This is a genomic window from Chloroflexota bacterium (assembly GCA_026389585.1).
Taxonomy (GTDB): Bacteria; Chloroflexota; Dehalococcoidia; order UBA2247; family RBG-13-53-26; genus JAPLHP01.
In genome coordinates, this window is the sequence record JAPLHP010000020.1 from 1 (window position 1) to 24417 (window position 24417).

At 52.6% G+C, this 24417-nt stretch carries 25 protein-coding genes; 4 read left to right on the forward strand and 21 right to left on the reverse strand.

Translation table 11 applies throughout. From position 1 onward, the window contains the following. Nucleotides 1–96 precede the first annotated feature (96 nt). The 5 genes from NTZ04_01610 to NTZ04_01630 all read right to left on the reverse strand — a co-directional run bounded on the left by NTZ04_01610 (nt 97) and on the right by NTZ04_01630 (nt 4969). The gene (locus tag NTZ04_01610; protein MCX5991019.1) at nt 97–339 is read right to left on the reverse strand and encodes a hypothetical protein; all 243 of its coding nucleotides are present in this window, start codon (nt 337–339) and stop codon (nt 97–99) included. After that, nucleotides 332–1828: an Eco57I restriction-modification methylase domain-containing protein gene (locus tag NTZ04_01615; protein MCX5991020.1), complete on the reverse strand. Its 1497-nt coding sequence runs from the start codon at nt 1826–1828 to the stop codon at nt 332–334. Before NTZ04_01615 ends, NTZ04_01610 begins: the two co-directional genes overlap by 8 nt. Further along, a complete protein-coding gene (locus NTZ04_01620) occupies nt 1821–2495 on the reverse strand; it encodes an SAM-dependent DNA methyltransferase (protein MCX5991021.1) in 675 nt (224 codons plus the stop codon). Before NTZ04_01620 ends, NTZ04_01615 begins: the two co-directional genes overlap by 8 nt. A gap of 668 nt (nt 2496–3163) precedes the next feature. After that, nucleotides 3164–3466, reverse strand: a complete 303-nt coding sequence (locus NTZ04_01625; GenBank protein MCX5991022.1) for a hypothetical protein — start codon at nt 3464–3466, stop codon at nt 3164–3166. A 528-nt stretch (nt 3467–3994) separates the two neighbouring features. Next, on the reverse strand, nt 3995–4969 hold the full coding sequence (locus tag NTZ04_01630) for a universal stress protein (GenBank protein MCX5991023.1): 975 nt from the start codon (nt 4967–4969) through the stop codon (nt 3995–3997). Between the two features lie 191 nt (nt 4970–5160). On the opposite strand from NTZ04_01630, the gene NTZ04_01635 reads away from it, so the two are divergent. After that, a complete protein-coding gene (locus NTZ04_01635) occupies nt 5161–5766 on the forward strand; it encodes a peptidoglycan DD-metalloendopeptidase family protein (GenBank protein ID MCX5991024.1) in 606 nt (201 codons plus the stop codon). Between the two features lie 189 nt (nt 5767–5955). Here the strand turns inward: NTZ04_01635 and NTZ04_01640 are convergent, their stop codons facing one another. The 4 genes from NTZ04_01640 to NTZ04_01655 form a co-directional block, all read right to left on the reverse strand. Then, nucleotides 5956–7152 (reverse strand): putative DNA modification/repair radical SAM protein, encoded by a 1197-nt coding sequence (locus tag NTZ04_01640; protein MCX5991025.1) that lies wholly within the window; start codon nt 7150–7152, stop codon nt 5956–5958. A gap of 6 nt (nt 7153–7158) precedes the next feature. Continuing rightward, complete coding sequence (locus tag NTZ04_01645; GenBank protein MCX5991026.1) at nt 7159–7611, reverse strand: hypothetical protein; 453 nt, start codon at nt 7609–7611, stop codon at nt 7159–7161. A 109-nt stretch (nt 7612–7720) separates the two neighbouring features. After that, nucleotides 7721–8113, reverse strand: coding sequence for a hypothetical protein (locus tag NTZ04_01650; protein MCX5991027.1), 393 nt, complete (start codon nt 8111–8113; stop codon nt 7721–7723). A gap of 151 nt (nt 8114–8264) precedes the next feature. Further along, nucleotides 8265–8525, reverse strand: coding sequence for a hypothetical protein (locus NTZ04_01655; GenBank protein MCX5991028.1), 261 nt, complete (start codon nt 8523–8525; stop codon nt 8265–8267). Between the two features lie 478 nt (nt 8526–9003). Between NTZ04_01655 and NTZ04_01660 the strand changes: the two genes are divergently transcribed. The 3 genes from NTZ04_01660 (at nt 9004) to NTZ04_01670 (ending at nt 11367) form a co-directional block, all read left to right on the forward strand. Further along, nucleotides 9004–9495, forward strand: a complete 492-nt coding sequence (locus tag NTZ04_01660) for a hypothetical protein (GenBank protein MCX5991029.1) — start codon at nt 9004–9006, stop codon at nt 9493–9495. A 208-nt stretch (nt 9496–9703) separates the two neighbouring features. Then, nucleotides 9704–10759 (forward strand): methyltransferase domain-containing protein, encoded by a 1056-nt coding sequence (locus NTZ04_01665; protein MCX5991030.1) that lies wholly within the window; start codon nt 9704–9706, stop codon nt 10757–10759. A 26-nt stretch (nt 10760–10785) separates the two neighbouring features. Then, on the forward strand, nt 10786–11367 hold the full coding sequence (locus tag NTZ04_01670) for a hypothetical protein (protein MCX5991031.1): 582 nt from the start codon (nt 10786–10788) through the stop codon (nt 11365–11367). 177 nt (nt 11368–11544) lie between these two features. On the opposite strand, the gene hypE is transcribed toward NTZ04_01670, so the two are convergent. The 12 genes from hypE to NTZ04_01730 form a co-directional block, all read right to left on the reverse strand. Continuing rightward, nucleotides 11545–12561 (reverse strand): hydrogenase expression/formation protein HypE, encoded by a 1017-nt coding sequence (gene hypE / locus NTZ04_01675; protein MCX5991032.1) that lies wholly within the window; start codon nt 12559–12561, stop codon nt 11545–11547. After that, complete coding sequence (hypD, locus tag NTZ04_01680) at nt 12542–13633, reverse strand: hydrogenase formation protein HypD (protein ID MCX5991033.1); 1092 nt, start codon at nt 13631–13633, stop codon at nt 12542–12544. Before hypD ends, hypE begins: the two co-directional genes overlap by 20 nt. Next, entirely contained in the window at nt 13630–13866 is a 237-nt protein-coding gene (locus NTZ04_01685; protein ID MCX5991034.1) for a HypC/HybG/HupF family hydrogenase formation chaperone, read from the reverse strand. Before NTZ04_01685 ends, hypD begins: the two co-directional genes overlap by 4 nt. A gap of 76 nt (nt 13867–13942) precedes the next feature. Further along, nucleotides 13943–16255: a carbamoyltransferase HypF gene (hypF, locus tag NTZ04_01690; protein MCX5991035.1), complete on the reverse strand. Its 2313-nt coding sequence runs from the start codon at nt 16253–16255 to the stop codon at nt 13943–13945. 70 nt (nt 16256–16325) lie between these two features. Then, nucleotides 16326–18272, reverse strand: coding sequence for a molybdopterin biosynthesis protein (locus tag NTZ04_01695; protein MCX5991036.1), 1947 nt, complete (start codon nt 18270–18272; stop codon nt 16326–16328). Nucleotides 18273–18366: 94 nt separating this feature from the next. Continuing rightward, nucleotides 18367–18627 (reverse strand): GIY-YIG nuclease family protein, encoded by a 261-nt coding sequence (locus NTZ04_01700; protein ID MCX5991037.1) that lies wholly within the window; start codon nt 18625–18627, stop codon nt 18367–18369. 182 nt (nt 18628–18809) lie between these two features. After that, nucleotides 18810–20042: a molybdopterin molybdotransferase MoeA gene (locus NTZ04_01705; GenBank protein MCX5991038.1), complete on the reverse strand. Its 1233-nt coding sequence runs from the start codon at nt 20040–20042 to the stop codon at nt 18810–18812. Nucleotides 20043–20101: 59 nt separating this feature from the next. Then, nucleotides 20102–20863 carry a 5'/3'-nucleotidase SurE gene (gene surE, locus NTZ04_01710; GenBank protein MCX5991039.1) on the reverse strand — a complete coding sequence of 254 codons (762 nt, stop codon included), beginning with the start codon at nt 20861–20863 and terminating at the stop codon, nt 20102–20104. A gap of 129 nt (nt 20864–20992) precedes the next feature. Next, nucleotides 20993–21844 carry a 3-hydroxybutyryl-CoA dehydrogenase gene (locus tag NTZ04_01715; protein ID MCX5991040.1) on the reverse strand — a complete coding sequence of 284 codons (852 nt, stop codon included), beginning with the start codon at nt 21842–21844 and terminating at the stop codon, nt 20993–20995. A gap of 33 nt (nt 21845–21877) precedes the next feature. Beyond that, on the reverse strand, nt 21878–22438 hold the full coding sequence (locus tag NTZ04_01720; protein MCX5991041.1) for a hypothetical protein: 561 nt from the start codon (nt 22436–22438) through the stop codon (nt 21878–21880). A gap of 108 nt (nt 22439–22546) precedes the next feature. Next, nucleotides 22547–23350 (reverse strand): SDR family NAD(P)-dependent oxidoreductase, encoded by an 804-nt coding sequence (locus NTZ04_01725; protein ID MCX5991042.1) that lies wholly within the window; start codon nt 23348–23350, stop codon nt 22547–22549. 84 nt (nt 23351–23434) lie between these two features. Then, complete coding sequence (locus NTZ04_01730) at nt 23435–24250, reverse strand: enoyl-CoA hydratase-related protein (protein ID MCX5991043.1); 816 nt, start codon at nt 24248–24250, stop codon at nt 23435–23437. Between the last annotated feature and the right edge of the window lie 167 nt (nt 24251–24417).

Sequence of the window (24417 nt, forward strand, 5' to 3'; positions counted from 1 at the left end):
GTTGGGAAACACGGGAATGAAAAAGCCATCGGGAAATATGTTAAAGAGCAAGGACGTGCATCTCAATATGTTCAGATTCACAAAGACCAACTAAGGTTACTGTGATACCCCGACGCTTGCGTCGGGGAGAATGTCATTGCGCATGGCGGACTCTTCAAGAAGAATCCGGTATGGCGGCTTGCCGGGCTTCAGCGTGGGATACTGCTGCGCCACACGAGCCTGAGCATCCCCCATGGTATAGCCAATTTTTAGCAAACCCCGGTATTGAGCATTGGTGTCCTCATAAGCGTATATTGTCGGCCGGGAATCTGGTCGAGGGGGAAAGAGATCCTTACTCATTGTCCGACTCCATGGGACGGACTATGGTTTCAATGAAGGCGACTTCGTCTTTTGTCAATTCAAAGTGCGCGTACAGTTTCTCGTCCGTCCATGTTTTTGACATAGGCAGCGCCGGAACGAAGGAAAAACGGTCTTTCGTGATGTGTTGAGTATTCTTCCGGAGTCCCACTAAGAATCGAAGAAACCTTGTTCGAAGATATGCGTCCAAGTGTCTTGCTTCGGTCTCGGTTTCGTAAGCCCCTATAACAATGTATGTCTCTGTACATGCACTTTGAGGGGGAGCGACAATGGGTTTCCCCGTAATCATCCTTGGATATTCACGGGCTTCGCCACCTTCACCATAACCCATTGAGATCAGAACCTTCCATAACCTCAGCATCTCTGTTCCGGTGGTGATGGCAGACTTTGCGATCTTCCCGACAGCCTTATTCGCAAATAGCATTATGGCACCTTGCTTTTCTGGCCTAACAAACGTTCGTAAGCCAAAAGGTTTTTGTCTAGAAACTTGGCCACTCATCGAGGGGTATTTCTTGGCAGCAACCTTCTCCAGGATTGAGATGGCCTTGTTGAACCGCACAAATGTATCGAACTGATCCAAAGGTCGCGTCATCGTGTCGGCCATATCATTCATGTGTGTAGTTACTCTACATGGCCCCTGATAGTCCCGTTCCCAGAGAAAGAAACAGACACCCCCAATGACCTTAACGCCGGGAAAAACATCCGAGGCTATTGGATAATCAACCAAATTGGATATATGGCGGTCATGTAGCATCACATCGCGGAAATCATCCAACCCTTTACCCCCAGCAAACCAACGCGATGGTATGATCATGGACAAATAACGCGGATTGAGCTTCTTGGCTTGTTCCACAAACAGATTATAGATCGGCGATGATCCGGTGCTGTCGCCAGCATCACTTAACTGATACGGTGGATTACCGACAATGACATCGAATTTCATATTGAATAACTCCTCCGGTTTTTCGGCGTGGATGAATTGATAGGCGTGAGTTTCAAGTGCCTCGTCCCGGTCGTAACCTTCTTGATTAGCCCCGCAGAAAACACATCGCCCCTTTTCCCAAGTATGTTCTACGCGCTTGAAGCGGATATTGCCCTGTGGTTCGTCGAATTTCTCGCAAACGGAATATTTCCCATTCGCCGTCTTTGAGCAGTAAACCGATCTGCGGGAAAGTAGGGATGTCAACTCCGTGATGGCAATGCCGAAGATCTGGTTTCTAAAAATATGGTTAATCCTTGCTTGCCTGTCAGGGATTTTCTTTTCCAGACCCGCATCCAAGCGCTTGGCGATCTCCCGCAAAAATACTCCGGTCTTGCAGACCGGATCGAGGAAACGGGCATTTTTATCGTGCCAGATTTCGCCGGGCAATAAATCCAGTATCTGATTGGCCAGTTGCGGCGGCGTAAAAACCTCATCGCTGCTCAGGTTGGCAAGACAGGTCAGCACATCGGGATTGTAGCTGCTATTCATATCCCTCACCAATCTTCAAGAAATGGACGGGGGGGAAAGTCTGTATTTCTTTGGGGATAAATGCTCTTTTCCCTAAATCAGAATACAGTTCGGGTTCCGAAAACAACCCACGCTGACTTGTTTGCTCGCTTGGGATTAGATCCGCAAATGTGTAATCAAGCCGCTTGATCATACTGTTGTGAAAGGGGAAAGACCATGCGGAAAACACAATCGGGCGCGGATTATCGCCTTCCGTCTTCAGTGTGAGGGCGTCGCCATGGGTGATATTGCGATCAAGAATGTATTTGACGGCACTCCGGCATTCGTCCTTTGCCCTCTTTTTGAAAAGGCTGCTATATTTCTGGTTGAAGATGTCAAAAAGCCACTTGCGGCATTCCAGAACATTATCCTCCAGAATATCAATGCCGTAGATGGAGGACATGGCGAGAACGGCGTTCCGCTCATACTCCAGTTGACTTTTGCCGTACCGGGATTCAACGACACGCAGTTTACGTTCCAGGATTTCCGTCAGGAAGTTCCCCGTGCCGCAGGCTGGTTCCAGAAAGCGAGATTCTATCCTTTCAGTCTCCTGTCTCACCAGATCAAGCATGGCATTGACCTCTCGCTTCGCGGTAAGTACCTCGCCATGATCGGCGACTCTCTTTTTAGAAACAACCTGCTTTTCCATCAGTTGTGAATCTATCTTCTCACAGGGCAACATTCTTTTCTATCTTGCTGGGACAGTTACGTTTCCTCTGAAGTTGGCAATCCAGTTGAGATTGTTATCAGCCATGCAATGCCCCCGTCTCGTTGGGTACTCAAGTTCTGGCCTGTGCGAGCGCCATACCTGACCACCCCGATTTGCTGATTGAATGTATCACATGCGAGGTCTATGTTGCAATAGCGCGCAGAAACCCCTTGACTTTCTTCGTGCTTCTTGTATGATTGAACGTAACATGCGAGGCGGGAAACGCAATGGAGCCGGCGCCCCACGAGGCAACCTCAATCGCCTCACCCATGGGGCCAGGTCGGAGACTGTTCAGTCAGCCATCACCCGCGCGCTTCAAGATCCAAAGGGCCGAGCCAAGGTGCTAGAGATCGTCCGACGCTATTCCCAACCACACCCGACAGAGGCACACTCATGAAAAACACTGGGATGAGGCTCCTTAACCAGCAGCCCAAGTCTTCTGGCAATCTCCACATAGGTCATGCCTGAGTCTTTGAGTACAGCGCATTTAACTGCCAAGCGATCAGAATTACCCGGAGGATGTCCGCCAATCTTGCCCGTATTTCGGGGGCTTCCTCTCACTTGATTGAGCACTGCCAAGTCGGATTTGCCGGGGTGCTGGTCGCAGGTTAGGGCTCTTTGTCACCTTCGGCTGATGGCCGAGCCTTGAACATCCCAATGCCATGCCCGACTATCCGCCCAGCAAGGCTGCCCATCACCCAGAGTAGCCCAATAGCCACAACATACCCTATCGCCTTCACTGCACCTTCGAATTCCCCTCCAGAACCAGGAATCAAGTCGGTGAAGGTCTTTATCCTGTCCGGATTGGTGAATGCAAGATAGGCAAGGACAAAGGTGAAGATGAGCAGGCCTATCCCCACAAAGAATACAAGCAGACCAGATATGTTTCCAGCTCTTGCCATGTTTCTCATTGCAGCCTCCTTTATCGACCCTCAGAATGTACCTGCGCTGAGATCATTTTCTGGGCTCGACAATACAGATACAATTGGGAAAGTACTATGCAGACAACTTCCTTCGCAGGTGGTATAAAAACCGCTTGGATACAGAGGGAAAGTCTGAAGTTCTACTAGGGCGTGGCTGGGCTAATAGAGTCCGAATCACTGCCTCATAGTTCCTTATCACCCTGCCCGCGACTCCTGGCATGACCACAAGCCAGACACGTCCAGGTATCCCAGTATTTACAGTGGGTTGTTTCCCTCGCACATTGATGGCAAAACAAATCCTTTGTGTCCATCGACTGCTGACACAGCTCACAACGCAACACTCCGAATCTATCGAACCTGTGTATCTTTTTCAGGCTGCACTTTGTGCAGATTCCCTGGAAAGTCTCAAGTCTCATTTCTGCCTCTATCAGAGATCAGCTCTACCTCAGCCAACATTGAACGATACCGGCTCCACAAAAGCAGCCACAACTATTATGCAAACTGAGCCCCCTCTGCTCAGACAGGGGGCAGGTTTCGAATGGCTGAGACAAGCCGTGAAGGCGTGCCACCGGTCGAAGGCGGCCTTACCAGAAATACGGGACTGGAAGTACCAAGAAGAACCTTTCCCGCCACACTGCCGTAGGCCCATCGACTGATCCCCGAGCGCCCGTGTGTCGCCATGACTACGAGATCAAAGCGGTTCTTATTGGCATAGTCAATGATCCCATCAGCAGGCTGACCCTCAAGTACCACCGAACTTACTCCTGCTCCAATCCCTTCAAACTGCTTCTCTATCTTGCTCAGGTATTTCTCGGCCGATTGCCTGCACTTGACCATATGTTCTCCAGCCATCTTCCCCCAGTTCAAAGATGCTTCCGGCGCAGTGACAGCCGGCAGGACCAGAGGTTCACAAACCCTGACCAGTACCACTTCCACCGGCTCAGTGCTCCGCTGCTTCGCCAGCGCCTCCACATGGGGCAGCACCAGTTCGGCCAATTCGGAGCCATCCAGGGGAACCAGAAACCTGGGTTGTTCGCTATAGACAACCTCTTTGGCAGCAGCCGCTCGCACCAGCCAGACAGGCACGACTGAGGCGCGGAGAACTTTATCAGCCACACTGCCCAGAAGCCAGCGTTTGATCCCCGACCAGCCATGCGTAGCCATGAGTATTAGATCTACTTCATGTTCACCAGCATAGCGCAGGATTTCATCAGCCGGATAGCCTGCAACCAACTCGCCCCGTACCTTTATGGCTTTACCTCTCCGGCGCAACCCGAACTTCTTCTGAACCTCTGCCGACCCAAGCTTCACCATCTCCACCGCCTGCTCAACATAGGCTCGACGCAGGGGCATTGACTCAGAGGCCCCCGGACTGCCAACGTGAAGGAGGATCACCTCCAAGTCCATTCTGCCGGCCAACTCCTTGGCATAGACAAGAGTTACCTCGGCCAGCTCCGATCCATCCAGAGGGACAAGCACTTTCTTATACATTTTCACACCCCCTAATTGTGTCCTCGATGATACATTAATGCCGGGCCAGAATCAATGCCAGTACCAGGGGTCTTCTCTTCCCACAGCCCTTGACGGCCAACAAGAGTGGGCCTTAACATGACCCCGATGGCGATACATCTGGCCAGGACGGAGAGTCACTGCGCCAGAACTAATTGAGGAGAAGGCGTTTTTTGGATTCAGAATATCCTCTGGAAAAGACGGGCTTCAGCGACTGCCTGGTAAAGTGTAACAGGCTTGACCAGCTTGGTTTTGAGCAGTGGGCCTTCCATCCTGGAATGCTATTCCATTCCGGCGATAGGTGGTGGGGTAAGGAGAGCAAGCGTGATCGACCTCATGAAGGGTTGGATTTATGCTTCTACGGAGATAAACAGGGGCAGTACCACAGCCTTGATGACAAAACAAGGATTCCGGTGATGTATGATGGTGAAATCATCAAAATTGACGACGATTTGTTGGGCCAGTCCATATATGTCGGCCATAGCATCTATGACAGCGCCGGTAACCGACTGCACACCATCTATGGCCATACCAGACCCTGTGATAGTGTGCATCAAGGCAAAAACCTCGATGAAGGCGAGATCATCGCCACCATCGCCGCTGCCAAGAAGAGAACGGCCAGGATTCCTCCGCATCTGCATCTCTCCATAGCCTGGATACCCCGGTCTCTCCCCCATGAAAGGCTCAACTGGGATGCCATCGGCACTCCCGGTATCATAACTCTCCTTGATCCCCTGAATGTCATCGGCTGCAGATATACAATCCTGAAACGTGCATAGCTTATAGCGGGAGTCCAGAAGCCAGTGTCTGGTTGTGCAAGGCAGTGTAACAATCGAGATTGATTCGTCGTCCTTCTACGGAATCCTTCCCAGAGTGAAGGACTCGCAATGACATAAGGTTCTCTGCCCACTGTGTCATTGCGAGCGCAGCGAAGCAATCCCAGTGGGCTCGGTCACTTACAGAGCAGTCTATGCAAGAACACCGGCCAGGGAAGGTTCTTGTTGAGGCAGGTCATCGTCGAGCTGAGGCAAGAAACAGGCCTGTTTCTCAGTGGCGAGCATACCCTGAAACCATATAAAGGAGGCCGCCCGCCTGGTAACCACCCTCATCTTATTCAGTTGATTCAATGAGAAAATGCTATATTCCCGGCGTGCTTCAACTATCCTTTTTGCCGACACGGGACCGATGCCAGGGACGCGTAGCAGTTCTTCGTAACTGGCCCTGTTGACATCCACAGGGAAAAGCCAGGGTTGCTTCTGGGCAATGGTCAGCTTGGGATCTTTCGTCAAGGGTAGATTGCCCTTATCTCCCAAAGCCAACCCTACCTCCTGTGGAGAGAAGCCGTAGACCCTGAGCAGCCAGTCTGTCTGATAGAGCCGGTGCTCCCGCAGCGGAGGAGTGGGGCAAAGCCCTTCCAGTGGTGATTCTGGTATCGGCTGAAAAGCGCTGAAATAGATTCTCCTCAATTCGATCTCACGGTAGAGAGCTGCGGCAGTCTGCAAGATGTCCCGATCCGTCTCACCAGCCGCCCCAACCACAAACTGGGTTGTCTGCCCGGATGGCACCAGCCCTTCATTAGAGTCCATAATCTGCTTCGCCCAGCGCATGCGCTCCAGGATATCCCGGTAGAGGTCCTTCTTGGAGCTTAGCCTGGACAGATGCCGCGCAGTGGGCGCCTCTACATTCAATGAGACGCGATTGGCCAGCTTGCAGCCTTCCTCAATGCAATCGAAGGGAGCGCCCGGCAGAATCTTCAGGTGCACATAGCCGGCAAACTCGTATTTTTGGCGCAGGATCTCCACGGTCTTTACCATGGACTCCATGGTTCGGGAGGGGTTCCCAGCAATGCCGGAACTCAGGAACAAGCCCTGCACCAGCCTCTTCCTGTGGAGCTCCATAAACAGTTTGGCCAGCTCATCTGGGTGAAAGGAGGTACGGGGTTTATCCCTGCTGACTTGATTAACACAGTAAGCACAATCATTGGTGCAGACATTGGTCAGGAGCACCTTGAAGAGACATACCGATCCTCCGCCAGGGAGAGACGCCCGATAGATGAAGCGCATTGGAGAGGTATCCGCAGAGCGTAGTTGCCCCGGGCCGCTATAGCCGCAGACATCGAACCGGGCATCTGCAGCCAGCATATCCAGCCTTTGCAGAACATCCATCTTCCCTCACGCCTTCGTTCGCTGCCCAAACCCGAGCAGGAAACCACCGACTAGCTCAGGCACAATGCACACCTGAAAAGACATGATCTGCAGACCCATAATCATGTAGTCGCCATTATAGTCATCATAAGGCGCTTGGCCCCAGTAACCTGTGGAGGAGACACCAAGAGCCAACCCAATGGCCGACACTCCCAGAAAGCCCCCCAGCAAAGCAATGAGAGCCCCCAATCCCATGGAGAAACGGCGCAACAGGCCCATCCTGCCTTCCGTTCCTACCGTCAGGTTGCTGCCGATCAGGAAGCCTCCGCACAACGCCGAGACCACGCCGATGACAGTAAGCAGGATAAACACCGCAGGATTTGCCCAGTAGATATTCTGATAGCCCCGAATAAAGAGAAGTCCCCCGAGCAAGACCGCCAGCAGAGCTAGCACAAAGCCCCAATAAATCCTCTTGGTCATGATGTTTATCTTCCCACCATCCCCCTCTCCAGTGCGGAATAGGACTGGAAATAGAAGATGATCCGGCCTTGGCCGCCTGCCGCCGCAGATATACTATATCCGCAGTTGTCTAATTCGCGTCAGATTTCTTACCCGCGGAGAGGGCCAGAGCGCCTCCTACAACCAGGGAGAGCAAGGGTACTGGAAGGTAAATGAGAGGGCCTGCAAATGAATGTTGTGGAAACCAACTCAAACTGAGTCCATGCACCACTGCAGCATCCTCATAAGAAGCAAAGCCAACAGAGATGGCCGCTGCACCGGCCAAAAGCAGTATGCTCCCTGCCAGACTTGGCTTAACACGCACCAGCGCGGCACCGATAATACCAACGGCTCCAATTGGTATGAGTGCAATAATCCACCATGGAGTAGACCCAGTACTACTATAACCAATAGCTCCAGCACCACCACCCACAAAATAGGTTATTCCCCCGATAAGCCCCAGCACCATCGCTGCTATTAACATCCCGCCTCCTTTTTTATTTCTGTTTTGGCCATTGTACCACGAGAGCCACCATCTCTCCAGCCTGACACAGAGAGCCCAGCTTTACGGGATAGAAGCATCAGGTTGGATACTACCTCTTCCGAAAGCACGCCCGGGCCTTCCTGATTATCCTTCAGCCTACCCCCTCAGCTTCCTTCTCCATCTTGTCCAATCGGGTGTAGTAATCAGGGAACTCATTGAGGTGTGCCAGGGCAATCTTCCCTGTCATAATCGGGTCATCGTTCGTCACATTGGTATGAGGATCAACCAGCCCGTGCTCCAGCTCCACATCCATCCCCATCCGGTACTGCTCTACATCGAATTTGCGCCAGTTAATGCCCAGCTTCTCGCCAATCTCCTTGGCCTCCTTGGCCGTGAAACGCTTTTTAGCCATATCCAACCTCCTGAATACTAATGTCAGATGTGATTATATCGCTTTTTTGAGAATGATGCCTCCATTTTGTGAGCAACTCACCTCACAGTTGAAAACCAACCAGAAGCTCACAATATCCCTGCACCACAGCGAGAGCTGTCTATGGTTCATGCCACTGATCAGCTATTTCAGATTGGAGACCGGAACTGGTCGCAGGCTTAACATTTCGTCATTTTGTTAGATTTGGGAGCCCTGTTCGGTTCAAGTTGGTAGTGATAGACTGCTCTGAGAGAAACGCCATTGCTGCCAACCTGTATCGAACAGAGCCTCGCACACTGCCAGCTTGACATCCTCCCCAACTCCACCATACGATTTGCACAGTTATTACTATTACGGCAACAAACAAGAGGGAAATGTTAGCCACGAAAAGCGCTGCGTCAAAAGGGCTGAACGCCATGACGCTCGTTGTGATCTGTTATCTTTAACTCTGGAGGGACAAATGGCAGAGATATTGGGAATCGCCGGTCTGATTGTTGGGGTTATAAGTGTTGTGCTGGCAATTCGCGAAAGATTCATTAGGGAACAGCTTGAATTGACTCTGACAAGAGTCGAGGCGGAAAAGATTCGCGAAATATGGACGAAGATTGGTATTGATGCTACTGTGTTCGATAGCCTAGATGACGCTAGGAGCATTTTAAGACAGCGGCACGTCGTCGATCATGAAGTGCTTGGCAAGGTCGAAAGTGCTCGCCGAGGAACTATTGACCTATATAGACTCATTCTGAAAGAGGCTGCAGCCGCCGAAGCCGATTTCACTATGGACACAATCAGCAAGTGGCGAAAAGCGGGCAAGCTAGAAAACGAATGGAGAGTGCGCGCCGCTATGCGTCTCTTGCCCACCAACAAGATTCCTGATTGTAGTCAGCCATCGCCTGACCTTGATGCGAAACTGGCCATGGAGCAACGCGTACCAAAAGATGACAGTAAGTAAACGTCTTTTTGCGATTTGTGTCGCAGTAGAGCAACCGACGGGAAGGACTCTGTACGCTCACAGGAGTTCTGACCTCTCGAGCGAGTATAAGGGATTTTGGTCTCTTCCCTCCCTGACTGTCAGCGAGTCAGAACTGGAGAATGCTGTCCGTACGAAGTATCTTCCACCTGAGATACTATTAAGATTTGCTGTGACAAAATTAGACGGAATGCACTTAGAGGGGGGCAGGCTCCTGATTTGCGGGTCGCGGCAACGAAGAGAACACCTTCTCCGGCTAGCTGTATTTGCTGCCATGACGTCGGGAACTACCCCGCAGAAGGCTCCGGAATATGACCGTTTTGAATATTACACTCCGGCCGAACTCCTCGACGCCAACAGGCAGCTATGTGAGACGAGCTGTTCACTATACTTCCAGAGCTTAGTCGGTCAGGAACGACTTGGACCAACGTTAGACTACTTGGAAGTACCTCCAGAGATTGCCGACGCAGGTGGCCCACTAGAAGACTACTCTCCAGAAGAACTCTGGCAACTGGCAGCCCCTAACTACTCCTTGCTGTTGAGAGGAGAAGCAGGTGCTGATGGTCACATCTTGAAATCATTAACTCTCGATCGTTTTTGGGATTCGTTTATCGACAGCAGTATCAGGCCTGGTACACGAGTGCTGGACATGGGCTGCGGCGAAGGATGGCTGATTGAAAAACTGCTTAAGCAGACAAGACTCGCCTATGGACTTGAACTTGTAGAGCAGTTGAGTTTGAGACCTGCTGCCGAAGGCCATGTCATCAGAGGCAACATTTGTGAAGCCGATAAGTTGTTCCCGGAAATGCGGTTCGATTGGATTCTCTTGAACCTCATGTTGTTCTGGCTGCCGGATCTCGAGATGGCGGTTTCTTCTATCACATCGTTACTTGTGAGAGGTGGCAAGGTGTTGGTAACTACAACAACGCCAGAATTCACGAAAAACGGCGAATGGGCAGAAACAAATGACAACTGGATTTGGCATGTCTCTGCCCCGCTGCGCAGGCAGCGTATACTCGCCATGATAAATCGCTCCGTAGGCCCGCTCTGGTTCTATCCACGCTCTACTATTGACATAATCAACTCGTTTGGGAATAGGCAAGCATACTGCGAAGGAGGGCAGCACCTATATATAGATACCTACTTGTCACCTCAGGAGCGAGATGACATTCTGTCGATGTACCCGTCGCTTAGACGTCATGAAATGCTGCCGGCTTTCACAGTTCTAACATTTGTCAAACCTTAGGAAAATGCACCAAAGAGGTGGTTCACATGTCAGTGGATGCAGTCAACCGTGTCAAGGTATGGAATACCTTTTTTAGACTAGCGCGTGAGCAAGCAGTGTCCGCAAAGAAGCTTCAGGACATTAATTGGTCTGATCCAGGCCATGTCTTTGGCGGCGGCACATTAGATAACGAACGCATTCACTCATTGGCCGTCATAGCTTGGTGTTTACTTGCGCTGGAGGCAAGAGAAGCTCATCTTATAGAAGAACTTAAAGACCAAGGGAAGTTGACTCCGGCGCAGGCCAAGGCAGCGCATTTTCTCGGCATTCAAGAGCAGTGGGCACTGATGCCAAAATTAGCCGGCAAAAGTGGCAAACACAACAATATTCGTTTTGACAAGCCTCCACATCAGGCTATAGCGGAACTTGCCTCGCTTCGTAACGATCTTTTCCATGTTAATTATGAAAACCTATTAAAGAAGTTGCCCACTCCCCAAAAGGCAGTGAGCCTTTTCAATCAGTTTGTATATGCTATGGAGGACATGAACGTAATTCTAAGACGACACAAGAAACGCCACAAACGGGTCTTAAGTATTGCCTTGGACAAGTTGAATCTAGACACTATTTGATAATTAGCCAAACTGTGCAACTCCGGACGAACAAGATGGGGTTACCTGATCACCTAAAGGGCAACTTCAAGTTGTATTCGGTAGATAATCCCTGTCCACTACCACCGCGTTATAGTGCCAGCCAACCTCGAAGAGCCATAAGGGGGCAAAATGTCTGGAGGACAGGCTGAATTCGGGTCAACAGATGCGGGGCAGAGGATCTCCCACCAGCATATCAACTATCCTTGAAGCGCCAAACCGGGTCTTCATCACCACCCTGCCGGGATGATCCGCCTGCACTTCCCCAATGATAGCCGCCCCTCTGCCACAGGTGTTTCGGCGCATCTTCTTCAGGATTGCCTCTGCGTCCTCAGGGGCAACCAGGGCCACCAGCTTGCCCTCGTTAGCTATGTAGAGCGGATCGAGACCCAGCATCTCGCAGGCACCGCGCACTTCCTCCCGCACCGGTATCTTCTCTTCCTCTATTCTGATACTTACCTTGGACTGCGCCGCCAGTTCGTTCAGGGTGGTGGCCAGCCCGCCTCTGGTAGGATCACGCATGGAGTGGATTCGAGGGCTGACTTTGATCATCTCAGCCACCAGCCCGTTGAGAGGAGCACAATCGCTCTTGAGCCGCGTGGAGAAGCGCAGTCCCTCTCGCTGGCTGAGCACAGCGATGCCGTGATCGCCTATGGTGCCGCTCAAGATGACCTTGTCCCCCGGCCTGGCATTGGAACCTGAGATGTCCACCCCTTCCGGAACAAGGCCTACTCCAGCCGTATTGATGAAGAGCTTGTCGGCGCTGCCCCGATTTACCACCTTGGTGTCCCCGGTAACAATCTGCACTCCAGCTTCTCTGGCCGCCATCTGCACCGAGCCGACTATCCGTGTCAGATCCTCCTGAGGAAGCCCTTCTTCGATAATAAAGGACAGGCTCAGGTAGAGAGGCACCGCCCCAACCATAGCCAGGTCATTTACGGTGCCGCACACCGCCAGTTTGCCAATATCACCGCCGTGGAAGAAGATGGGATTGACCACATAGCTATCGGTGGTGAAGGCCAGCCTTCCTTCAAAATCAAAGACAGCCGAGTCATCCAGCTTCGCCAGCAGAGGATTGGAAAGAGCCTGAAGGAATGTCTTCTCGATCAGCTCGCGGGCCAGCTTTCCGCCACTGCCGTGGGCCAGGATGATCTTGTCACTCACCAGCAGCTCCATAGATATAATAGGCAGCGCAGCTTCCCTCAGAGGAGACCATACACGGCCCGACCGGACTGGCCGGAGTACAAACGGTGCCAAACAGTTTGCAGTCCCGGGGCGTCTTCACCGCCCGGAGTACCTCACCGCAAATGCAGCCCTTTGGCTCAAATGCAGGTCCGGGATCAAATTCAAATGCCAGCTCAGCATCAAAGCGCTGATATGCCTTGCTCAGCCTGAGGCCGCTATCAGGGACCAGGCCCATACCCCGCCAGCGGGCAGAGCAGGGTTCAAATACCTGATACATCAACTCTAAAGCCCGCTGATTTCCCTCTGGACGCACCCCCCGGCGGTAGGCGATTTCAACCTTCGACTCCGCCTGCTCGATCTGCAGCACCAGCATATAGACACACTGGAGGATATCCAGAGGCTCAAATCCAGAGACCACACAGGGTATACCATAGTCACGGGCTATAAACTCCCATGACCTGGAGCCCACGATAGCACTCACATGCCCGGGACATATCAGGCCACTGACCTTGACCTCTCCCGAATCAAGGAGCTCTTTTATTACCGGAGGGCAGAGTTTATGTAAAGAAATAACGTAGTAATTGCGCATTCCCTCCTGCTCAGCCTGAATAACCGAGGCGGCGACAGTCGGAGCCGTCGTCTCGAAACCAATCCCCAGAAAGATGACTGATCTCGACGGATTCTCTCTGGCGATCTGCAAGGCATCCAGTGTGGAGTAAACAATGCGGACATCAGATCCATCAGCTTTGACTTCCTGCAGGCTGGAACGGCTGCCGGGAACCCTGATCATGTCCCCAAAGGTGGCCAGGATCACGCCCGGAATCCGGGCCAGGGCAATGGCCTTGTCGATGTCAGCATTATCAGTCACACAAACAGGGCAGCCGGGGCCGGAGAGCATCTCGATGGTGGCAGGAAGGAGCTGGCGGATGCCGTGCTTCATAATGGCTACGGTGTGTCCGCCGCAGAACTCCATCAGGCGGACCCTTTTGGTAGAATGTTGCTGAATGCTGCGGATGAGCCCCCGGGCTAACTCGGAGCGCCGAAATTCGTCAACAAACTTCATGCTTCTTCCTCATCCGCTGCGCCTTGCGCCATCTCTTCCAAAATCCTCAGGGTTTCCTCAGCCTCCTCTTGATTGACGACATTGATAGCATAGCCGGTATGCAGCAAAACATAATCCCCCACCATGGCTTCAGGGGTGAGCAACAGGCTGGCCCGCCGGCTGACGCCTCCGATCTCAACCTCGGCCACGCTGCCATCAATGGATTTGACTAACGCCGGTATGGCAAGACACATGATTATCTCGCTTCAGTTCCCTCTTCATATACTACGCTTATCGTGAGTGCCAAGTCCATCGCCAACGAGCATGTGATTATGCCCCGGCAAAATGGGCAATCACCGCCTGGCCCAGAGAGATCCCGCCATCGTTGCACGGCACCACGCTGTGGGTAAGCACCTTGAAGCCCTCTTTTCGGAGTGCCTCAAGGGCAAGCCTCGAAAGCAGTCGATTCTGAAACACACCGCCACTCAAAGCCACCAGCTTGATGCCATTTCCCCTGGCTACAAGCTGGCACATCCGGACAATTATCTCAGCCATGGTTCTGTGGAACCTGGCTGCCATCAGGGATACAGGAACGCCTTCCCTCACTTCTTTAACCACTGCCGATATAAGCTCCCCCAGCTTCACCACATTACACCCTGCTTCCTCAACAATAGAAAAGGGATAGTGCCCACCATCCAGACTGTCTATCGCATCCAGAGCCACCATCTCCAGTTCAATAGCAGCCTGAGCCTCATAGTCCACCACCCCACGGACTCCGGTCAAAGCGGACACAGCATCAAACAGGCGTCCGGCACCTGACGTCAGTGGAGAATTGAGCCTCCGCTCCAGCTGGCGTTTCACGACGGCCAGCTCCTCAGGGTCAACCCTGCTCAAGACGGGCAATCCTGCCAAAGAGACATCTTGTCCCATCAGAGTGTAAAGATATCCCAACGCCATGCGATAGGGTTTGCGTATCGCCGCAGCACCTCCGGGCATAGGCACAGTCTCCAGGTAACCTGCCCTTTTGAAGGACTTCCAGTCGGCCACCAGGAACTCACCACCCCAAAGCGTGCCGTCAGCACCGTACCCCGTTCCATCGAACGCTACACCGATAACAGGGCCTTCCACATTGTTCTCCACGAGGCAGCTTACTATATGAGCATGATGGTGCTGCACAGGGACAAGCCTCAAACCAGGCTTGCCTTCGGCTTTCAGGCCCAGAGCATATTTGGTGGAAAGGTACTCAGGATGAAGATCATGGGCCACGATTTCAGGCTCTATACGGAACAGTTTCCGATAAAGCTCAATGGCAGCCTCAAAATGCTGCAGCGTTTCTTCATTCTCCATATCCCCAATGTGCTGGGACATAAACGCATGCTGGTCTCTGGTAAGGCAAAACGTATTCTTCTCTTCAGCCCCACAGGCCAGAACAGGCTGGGCCCTGAAGGGCAAGTGAATCGGATACGGGGCATACCCCCGGGCGCGTCGTATGGCCTGAGGGGCACCTCTCTCTACGACATAAACACTATCATCATATCTGGCATAGATATCCCGGTTATGAAGCAGAAAGTAGTCGGCAATCTGCCCCAGTCTCCTTAAGGCCTCATTATTGTCCTTGACAATGGGTTCTTCACTGAGATTACCACTGGTCATGATCAGGGGAAGACCTGCTTCTCTCATCAGGAGATGGTGCAGCGGAGTGTAAGGTAACATCACCCCCAGATATTTGAGCCCGGGAGCTACCTCCGGGCAAATAGACGATCCCTTCCTCCACTTCAGAAGCACGATAGGACGCTGCGGAGACAATAGCAGGCTTTCCTCCTCAGGGGAGACCAGGCAGTGCCTGCTGACTTCCTCCAGCGACGCCATCATCACTGCCAGAGGCTTGGAAGGGCGCCCTTTTCTCTCCCTCAAGACCTTTACTGCCTCCCTGTTTGTGGCATCACAGGTCAGAAGAAAGCCACCCAAGCCCTTGACAGCCAGGATTTCCCCCTCCTTCAGCAACTCGGCAGCCGAACGAATGGCATCAGTACTGTTGACCGGAGAGCCACGGCTATCGACCAGCTGCAGGCTGGGACCGCATCTGGGACAGGCATTCGGCTGGGCGTGAAAACGCCGATCGAGCGGGTCGTCATATTCTCTCTGGCAATCAGCACACATCTTAAAACGGCGCATGGTGGTCCGCGAACGGTCATAGGGGATATCCTTAATGATAGTGAATCGAGGCCCGCAGTTGGTGCAGTTGGTAAATGGGTAGCGATAGCGCCTGTCGCCAGGGGAGAAAATCTCTTCCTGGCATGCCTGGCAAGTGGCAATGTCCGGCGAGACCAACTGGTACATCCCCTTTTGAGCATGGCTCTTCCTGATCTCGAAACCAGCACAGTTCCGTGGAGGAATTGGAGCCGCAGTGACTTCCTCTATTCTGGCCATAGGAGGAGCTTCTGCCTTGAGTTTTATCAGAAATCCATCTACCGACGCTTCTCTTCCTTCAACCTCAATCTCCACACTCCCCGAAGTATTGCGCACCCAGCCAGCCAGGCCATATTCATGTGCCAGCCGGTAAACAAAGGGCCTGAAGCCAACCCCCTGTACCACCCCACGAATATCTATCCGCAGCGACTTTGTGGACTCTAATCCAGCCATAATTCCAGCGACAATCTCACATTCACACCTTTGAAAGGCTATCGAGGGCTTCAACTTCCCGTTAGCGGCCCTATAATCTGGCTATTATCTGCCCCATCAGGGAAGTGTCATAACCGCCCAGTTTTTCCACTTCAGCCCTGAAGGAAGGCTGCTGCAGAATAGTCAGCAGAGGCTCAAGGAAAGGACTGTCATAGTAGATTCGCGGTATAACCAGGTCATATCGTTCCTTCAGCAGTGGAACGAAGTCCAGGTCCAGTGCCCTGGCTGCCGCTACAATCCCCAGTCCGGCATCTGCTGTCCCACTGGCAATCGCCGCAGCCACAGCCAGGTGAGTAAAAGCTGCCCGCTCATAGCCATCTATTTCGGCAGAATCTATCCCCATTTCCTTCAGTTTGAAGTCCAGGAGTACCCTTGTGCCAGCGCCCCTCTGGCGATTGATAAAGCTCACCCCCTGTCGCCGCAGGTCAGCCAGGTTACTCAATCTCTTCGGATTTCCCTTGGCTACCATCAATCCCTGTTCGCGGTAAACCAGATTGATAATAACCATCTCCTTGTCTCCGAGCAGGCGCTTCACATAGGACACATTGTACTCGCCACTTTCCTCATCAAGGAGATGTGAACCGGCAAGATGGGATTCTCCTCTTCTCAGGGCAATAAGCCCCCCCAGACTGCCAACGTTGGAAGAGGACAGGTTTCTCCGGGGATATTGTTTATGCAGGTGATTGGCCAATACATCCAGAGACAGATCATGGCTCCCCACTACTACAATGCCATTCTCTATATCTTCAAGATTACTCAAAAGATCGACGCGCACTCTCTGCCGCTCCTGAAGGCCTTCACTGCCTCGCGGGATACAGACCCATCCATCAGCCCTGACCATGGACATCGTGGCTCCCGCACCTCTTTGAAGAGGCGTAGCTAACAGTTCGCCACCCACCTGGCCCACCTTCACCCGCAGAAACTCATCTTCACCCATAGGAGAAAACACCTTGCGAGTCATCACTGCTTCAATGGTTCTCCGCCGTGGAGGAGCAGCGCCCTGTAGACGATAGACCAGGGGTTTCACAAAGAGCTCCATGGTGAGCGCGGCTGAGACAGGATAGCCGGGAACACCAACAACCGGCTTGCCCTTCACTAAACCCAGTACCACCGGATGACCAGGGCGGATGGCCACACCATGGACTACGACTTTCCCCAGATCAGCCACCAGTGAAGCCGTAAAATCCCGTCTGCCAGCCGAAGCGCCGGCATTGACTACCACTATGTCATGTTCAGATAATGCCTCAAGGATAGCCCTCTTCAGCTGATCATAATCGTCAGGCACCGGAGCAAAGCGCGTCGCCACCCCACCCCACTCCTTCACCAGACCAGCCAACACCAGAGAGTTGGATTCAATAATGTTTCCCGGTTTGAGATTACTCCCGGGCGGCACCAACTCCGTGCCCGTAGGGATGACAGCTACCTTCGGCCTACGCCTTACCTCCACATGACTTATCCCAGCCTGGCCAACAGATCCCAAATCCATTGGCTTAAGGAGATGGCCCTCTGACAGGATAAGCTCTGAGGCAATGATATCCTCACCCAGGAGGCGAACATGCTGCCAGGGAGCCACAGGCAGCATAACTTCTATCAGTCCCTCCTCGACAACCTGGATATTCTCTATCATCACCACTGCATCAAAGCCAGGAGGCAGCGGCATCCCTGTATCCACCCATTGCGCCTGCTCGCCGATCTTGAGCCGCACAGGTGCCCTCTCCGAAGAGTTACTCGTATCCTCTGAACGGATGGCCGCTCCGTCCATGGCAGCAGCGTGGTAGTGTGGTGAAGATATCCTGGCCCAAACTGGTTCAGCAGTAACCCTGCCCAGTGCTTCTTCAAGAGAAACGCGCTCACTCGCTGTAGGCACTAGCCCACCTGCTTCCTCCAGGGCAGAATTGAACCTCGTCAAAGCCTCGTCCAGAGGAATATCTTCGAGATAGAAGTGCCGCTGTTCTTTGGGATGATGGTCAGTTGGCATTACATCGCTCCACTAATCACGACACGTAGCTCCGCCAGATAAAAAGGCACAAGCGAATGAATTTTCTTCATAAGTCTTCCTGTAAATCTCGCCATTACTTATTCATGGCATTAATCAAACCAACCTTCCTTCGCCTTGAACCAGCCTTGATCTGCTTCTCTCTCAGAATAGCAGCTTCTACGTCATTACATACCTCAAAGTACACCAATTTAGTGACATTGTATTTCTGGGTAAACCCTCTGATCAGCTTTTGTTGATGCTCATAGGCTCTCCGCTTCAGGTCATTGGTGACACCTGTGTAGAGAACTATATCTGAGTTGTTAGTCATTATATAGACGTAGTAAAGCCTGTTCATTCCCATCACCACCCGAGATTGCTTCGTCGCCCTGCTCCTCGCAATGACACGTAAAGGCTACAGCCAAATGACCGTTTACCCTCACCAAGGACTCCTCCTTGTGACGTCTGCTTGTCTCCCATGTCATTGCGAGCCTATCTCTGAGCAAAGCAAAGAGATGGCGAAGCAATCTCCTCGAAGCCTCAGAACATCCTGACTGTGACGACCTCGCCTGCTGCGAGACCCGCTCTGTCGATGGGAATCCGGGCAATACCATCTGCCTTGACCAGAGCAAACATAAGGTTAGATTTGCCAAAAACCGGCTCCGCATATAACTCACCGTTTCTTTCTTCAATCTTCACCGGGATGTAGTCCTCCCTCCCCGGCGCCGAGGGGATGTTACGGGTGAGCCTGGCCTTGATTTCACATCGCTTCGGCAATTGGTTACATCCACTCAACTTATAGATCGACGGGGTAACAAAGATCTCGAAGGTTATCATAGCCGCAGCCGGATTGCCGGGCAGGCCAAAGAAGGGCTTTCGATCAACCAGGCCAAGGATGGTAGGCTTCCCCGGCCTGAGTGAGATACCGTGGACAAGAACGCCCGGCTCGCCCAGCGCATTGATAACCTGCGCAGTCATATCACGGGTGCTTACCGAGCTGCCTGCAGAGATAACTACTATGTCCGCCTCTTCCATAGCCCGACGGGCTGCCTCCTTCAAGAATTCAGAGTTATCTCTGACAATGTCAAATCTCAGAGGAATAGCACCGGCCTGCAGGGCAAGGGCAGCCAGTGTATAGGCATTGGTATTTCTGATCTGTCCTGGCCCCGGTTCATCACCAGGAGGCACCAGTTCGTCACCAGTAGGGATCAGAGCTACCTTGACTCTCTGAAAAACTGATACCTCGGTGATACCCAGGGCAAGCAGTGCCCCGATGTCCTGGGGTCGAAGCAGGCTTCCCCGAGAGAGCAGGGCTTCCCCCCTGGCCATGTCCTCCCCCACCTGAATGACATTCTCTCCCTTGGCCACCGGACGGACTACTTCAATGGTGGAGGCATCTACTTCATGGGTATTCTCTACCATAACGACAGCATTTGACTCACCGGCAAGCATGCCTCCAGTGTGGATCAAGGCTGTCTCCCCCGGAGAGAGGGTTACCCCGGCAGGTTTACCCATGAGTATCTCACCCACTACCTTCAGATACGCAGGCTGGCTCTCTGAAGCACCATGGGTATCTTCAGCTCTTACCGCATAGCCATCCATGGCTGATCGGGGGAAATGAGGCAGATCAACCGGAGCCGACGTATCGTCAGCAAGCACCCGACCCAGAGCCTCACTGGTGGGTATAACCTCCACCCGTTTTATGGCTGAAAGATGAGGCTCAAGTCTGGACCAGGCTTCCTGTGGGGTAAGTACCGTGAATAACTGTGGCATCCTCGTGAGACTAGGTTAGCACGAGGTAGAATAGAAAGGCAAACGTTGCACCAAAGAGATCACAGTTCGCGAAAGAGCAAGGAGGGCCAATCCTCGGGGAGGGAGGCCTCCTGGGCAGTTCTCAACTCTCCTTGAAGAGGGGTAATGGAGATCATGCCCCTGTCTACTGCATGTATATCTGTTCCTTCCTCAGCGTTCCACCATGGCTGCCCTATGGTAATCCGGTAGTTGTCCTTGCTGCCATCGGGGCCCATGGTAATAGCAGTACCATAGCCACCTCTCCCGACCCTGGTGATCTCAACACCACCTATCTTCTCTAAAGGTAGATTGGGTAGGTTTACATTGAGCAGTAGAGCCCCAAACCCTTTACAGCTAACTTTGCCGACCAGCAGAGGTGCCAGCCTGGCAGCAATTTCAAAGTTGGTTTCTTCTCCTGCCTGTACTGAAAGGGCAACCGATGGCACACCATGAAGATAACCCTGCAGGGCTGCGCCTACTGTCCCTGAGAGGAGTACATCATACCCCATATTCGATCCCCTGTTGATACCGGAGAAGACTATCGCGATGTCCTCCATGATCCGCAGAGCCAGGATAACGCTGTCTCCCGGCGTTCCCCCAACCGAATAGGCCTTTACCGACGGCACCAATGAGTCCACCTCGGTCAATTTCACTGATCGATGCAGACTGATGGAGGTGCCAGTGCCGCTCTGCTCGCGATCAGGAGCAAACACGACCACCTCGCCAACCCTGGTTAGCCGCTCAGCAAGAGCCCAAAGGCCGGGAGCATGTATGCCATCATCATTAGTAACCAGTATCTTCATTTGTCATTGCGAGCCTGTCTCCGAGCGAAGCGGGGAGACAGGCAAAACAAACTCAAGCCTAGCACCAGAGACTGCCGCATCGCCCTTCCCACGGAAGGGGCTCCTGGCAGTAACGCGGGTTAATGCCCATTAGGTATACTTGTAGAACCCCCAGCCATTCTTCTTTCCGTAGCGCCCCATGGTGACCATTGCCTTGAGCAACGGCGGCGGAGCATAAACGGGGTCCTTGAACTCGTCGTACATGGCGCAGGCCATGGCGTACATGGTGTCTAGTCCGGCAAAGTCCATCAGGGTGAAAGGCCCCATCGGTGAATTCGTCGCCCCCATCCAGGCCTGATCCATTTCCTCTATAGTGGTCCATCCCTCGTCGAGCATGCGGATGGCGTTCATCATGAATGGGAAGCCAAGGCGATTGACGAGAAAACCAGGTGTATCCTTGGCAAAGACCACCTTCTTGCCCAGTGACTTACTGACCTTCTCCGCCATCTCGACGGTCTCTTTGGAAACGGCGATAGTCTTCACGATCTCCACCATCGGCATGACCGGGACGGGCTGGAAGAAATGCATACCGATTACCTGGGACGGCCTCTTCGTTGCCATCGCCATCTGCAAAATGGATAAACACGAGGTGTTGCTGGCCAGGATCGCATGCTTAGGGCAGACTTTGTCAGCAGCCGCAAACACCCTCTTCTTCTCCTCCATATTCTCAATCACAGCCTCTATCACCAGGTCACAATCCTGGAAATCTTCCATCTTAATAGTGCCGTGGAGACGTGCAAGGGTAGCATCTCGATCCTGCGCTGACAATTTGCCCTTGCTAAACGCTTTCTCCAGCGAAGACTTGAGCGACGCCATACCCTTATCCAGAAACTGCTGATTAACTTCCAGGACCACTGTTGAGTAGCCAGAACGAGCACAGACCTCAGCAATGCCCGAGCCCATTAATCCGCAGCCGACTACACCCACTTTCTTGATTTCCATGAAACCTCCTTTATTCCCACTCCAGAAGTCTATCTAAGCAGAAAGCTCAATAAGCTTTCCTTTAAGTCCCTCCAGCCTCTCCTTATATGGTTGGGCAAATCTATCTGACTCCTGCTGCCACTCCGGGAGAACCCTGTGGTTGATGCTGCCAATGGCGCTACCTGAAATCCTTAGCTGGTGCAACACCCCCCTGGCTGCAACCTCTATCTCTTGTCTCCCTTCTTGCTCAACCTCCCGGTATTCTTGAAAGAGTTGCTCTATCTCAGCCTTGATTTCCTTTATATCTCCCTCTTTCTTTAAACCGGAAATCCCTTCAACTACCTTCTCCAATCTTTCATAGTTGCCTAGATCGATCGACTGAATTAGTTTAGAGGCCAGGGAGGCTCTAACCAGATCTTTTTCCTCAGCCTTATACTTGTCGAGTTCTACTTCCAATTGCCACAGAGCCAGTCCGCTGAGGTACTTGTCAGTCAGTATTTGCGCGATCTCGCCGTATTTCTCTTCCTTTTGTCTCTTCAGTTCCCCGGGAGAGAGCTTGCCTAACCTATCCACCTTCTCCATAGCCAACTCCCAGGCACTCTTTATCTCTCCCACACTGACCTCCAATACCGAAGAGCAGGAAAGCAGGTTGACTGCTTTCCTGCCAATGTTCACTGCAGGGCTGGTCTCGCTAAAGTATCAGACCGAGACGTTCCCCTCCTATTATAGCGTGCTATATCCACCGTTGACGCTGATAGTCTGGCCATGGATGAAGGAGGCGGCATCGGAGCACACGTAGAGAACTGTATTGGCCACATCCTGCGGCACAGCAACTCGCCCGATAGGATACAGTTTCAACTGCATCTTCTTCATGTCCTCAGGCATGGTTTCCTGCGTGACGCCCTGGGTCATGGACAACTCGGAGACATGCTCCTTCTTCTCCGGGATAACGCCGGCAGGGCAGATACAGTTGACGTTAATGTTGTGGCGGCCCACCTCCTTGGCAATGGCCTTGGTGAAGCCGATGACACCACCCTTACACGCCGAATAAACCACCTGTCGGAACTCCCCTATCCTACCCGCCTCGGAACCAATGTTGCAGATCTTGCCATACTTGCGGGGGATCATCTGTTCCAGCGCTGCCCTGGTGCAATTAAGAACGCTCCAGAGGTTCAGGTTGACCATCTTCTGCCAGGTCTCCCGCTTCTGCTCCATGAAGAGCCCCCAGGGGCTGTCCAGCCAGCCGACGCCATTGACCAGCACATCGATCTTGCCGAAATCCTTCATAGTCTCTTTGACCATCGCATCAACGGACTCAAAGCTGGTCACGTCTGTCTTTATGAATACGATCTTCCCGCCCCCACCCAGAGCACCGGCCTCGGCCGCCACCTTGGGCCCCTGCTTCTCATCGATGTCGGCGATAACTACATTCGCTCCCTCTTTGGCAAAAGCCAGCACATTGGCCCGGTTGATATTGGAGCTTCCTCCAGTCACAATTACTATCTTACCTTTATAACCCAGATCCATGTTCCCTCCTCCTGTTTGAATTCATTGCTTCTGATGACAGAGCGCTGATTAATTCGCCCAAACGAATCGGTGCCCCTTTGTCACCTAGAATACGAACGGGTCTCCTTCACTGCTCCTGAACTTCGGAGGCCTCTTCTCCAAGAAGGACTTCGCCGCCTCGATATGGTCCGGCGAGTTGAGAGTATGGTATTCGTAGGCAATGGTGGTATCGAACAGCAGATTGATCCGATCCATCAATATCTTGTTGAGGGACATCTTGGTCAGGCTTATGGCCAAAGTCGGCCCATCAGCGAATTTCTTCGCGTACGCCCAAGCCTCTTCCATCAGCTTCTCAGGCGGCACAACTTTGGTTATCAAACCGATACGCTCAGCTTCTGCTGCACTAACCATTTCTCCAGTCATCAAGTACTGTTTTGCCTTGCACATGCCCACCAGCAAAGGCCATATGATGCAGCCGCCGTCACCCGGGAGTATTCCCACCCCGATATGCGGGTCACCGATGCGGGCCTTCTCCGAAGCGATCACTATGTCGCACTGCAAAGCGATTGTGGCTCCGAGTCCAGCGCAGGCGCCGTTCAGAGCAGCGATAACCGGCTTGCGACAAGAAAGCAGGTTGATGATAATCCTCTTCACACTGGTGCTGGAAATACGAATGGTGTGATCCGTATAACCATTTATCATAAGATTGATGTCACCGCCTGCTGAGAAGGCGCGGCCAGCGCCAGTCAGGATGACCGCATTGACTTCCGTATCCTCATTCATGTCCTCAAATATGTGCTCTATCTCTGCATGCTCCGGCTTGCCAATGGCATTCATGGCATCCGGGTTGTTCAGGGTAAGGATGGCTACCCTATCCTTCTTTTCCACTTTGATAAACTTGTATTTACTGTAGTCAACCATTAGTTTGACCTCCTTCCGTTTTATAACCTTTCCGCCGTCCTGGCTACATTCCCAGTTCCTGCGCCACTATCTCACGATGAAAGTCAGCATCCCCAAAGTACAACTCCGCAGCCTTCGCCCGCCTAAAGTACAACTCCAGATCATGATCCTTCGTGAAACCAATAGCA

Bases quoted from the DNA above. Each gene is read 5' to 3' on its own strand.
- NTZ04_01660 (MCX5991029.1), top strand. From the start codon at position 9,004: ATGGCAGAGATATTGGGAATCGCCGGTCTGATTGTTGGGGTTATAAGT.
- NTZ04_01610 (MCX5991019.1), bottom strand. From the start codon at position 339: ATGAGTAAGGATCTCTTTCCCCCTCGACCAGATTCCCGGCCGACAATA.
- NTZ04_01615 (MCX5991020.1), bottom strand. From the start codon at position 1,828: ATGAATAGCAGCTACAATCCCGATGTGCTGACCTGTCTTGCCAACCTG.
- NTZ04_01670 (MCX5991031.1), top strand. From the start codon at position 10,786: ATGTCAGTGGATGCAGTCAACCGTGTCAAGGTATGGAATACCTTTTTT.
- NTZ04_01655 (MCX5991028.1), bottom strand. From the start codon at position 8,525: ATGGCTAAAAAGCGTTTCACGGCCAAGGAGGCCAAGGAGATTGGCGAG.
- NTZ04_01625 (MCX5991022.1), bottom strand. From the start codon at position 3,466: ATGAGAAACATGGCAAGAGCTGGAAACATATCTGGTCTGCTTGTATTC.
- NTZ04_01700 (MCX5991037.1), bottom strand. From the start codon at position 18,627: ATGAACAGGCTTTACTACGTCTATATAATGACTAACAACTCAGATATA.
- hypE (MCX5991032.1), bottom strand. From the start codon at position 12,561: ATGGAGCTGCTGGTGAGTGACAAGATCATCCTGGCCCACGGCAGTGGC.
- surE (MCX5991039.1), bottom strand. From the start codon at position 20,863: ATGAAGATACTGGTTACTAATGATGATGGCATACATGCTCCCGGCCTT.
- NTZ04_01705 (MCX5991038.1), bottom strand. From the start codon at position 20,042: ATGCCACAGTTATTCACGGTACTTACCCCACAGGAAGCCTGGTCCAGA.
- hypF (MCX5991035.1), bottom strand. From the start codon at position 16,255: ATGGCTGGATTAGAGTCCACAAAGTCGCTGCGGATAGATATTCGTGGG.
- NTZ04_01695 (MCX5991036.1), bottom strand. From the start codon at position 18,272: ATGCCAACTGACCATCATCCCAAAGAACAGCGGCACTTCTATCTCGAA.
- NTZ04_01685 (MCX5991034.1), bottom strand. From the start codon at position 13,866: ATGTGTCTTGCCATACCGGCGTTAGTCAAATCCATTGATGGCAGCGTG.
- NTZ04_01730 (MCX5991043.1), bottom strand. From the start codon at position 24,250: ATGGTTGACTACAGTAAATACAAGTTTATCAAAGTGGAAAAGAAGGAT.
- NTZ04_01715 (MCX5991040.1), bottom strand. From the start codon at position 21,844: ATGGAAATCAAGAAAGTGGGTGTAGTCGGCTGCGGATTAATGGGCTCG.
- NTZ04_01630 (MCX5991023.1), bottom strand. From the start codon at position 4,969: ATGTATAAGAAAGTGCTTGTCCCTCTGGATGGATCGGAGCTGGCCGAG.
- NTZ04_01650 (MCX5991027.1), bottom strand. From the start codon at position 8,113: ATGTTAATAGCAGCGATGGTGCTGGGGCTTATCGGGGGAATAACCTAT.
- NTZ04_01640 (MCX5991025.1), bottom strand. From the start codon at position 7,152: ATGGATGTTCTGCAAAGGCTGGATATGCTGGCTGCAGATGCCCGGTTC.
- NTZ04_01620 (MCX5991021.1), bottom strand. From the start codon at position 2,495: ATGGAAAAGCAGGTTGTTTCTAAAAAGAGAGTCGCCGATCATGGCGAG.
- NTZ04_01725 (MCX5991042.1), bottom strand. From the start codon at position 23,350: ATGGATCTGGGTTATAAAGGTAAGATAGTAATTGTGACTGGAGGAAGC.
- hypD (MCX5991033.1), bottom strand. From the start codon at position 13,633: ATGAAGTTTGTTGACGAATTTCGGCGCTCCGAGTTAGCCCGGGGGCTC.
- NTZ04_01645 (MCX5991026.1), bottom strand. From the start codon at position 7,611: ATGACCAAGAGGATTTATTGGGGCTTTGTGCTAGCTCTGCTGGCGGTC.
- NTZ04_01665 (MCX5991030.1), top strand. From the start codon at position 9,704: ATGCACTTAGAGGGGGGCAGGCTCCTGATTTGCGGGTCGCGGCAACGA.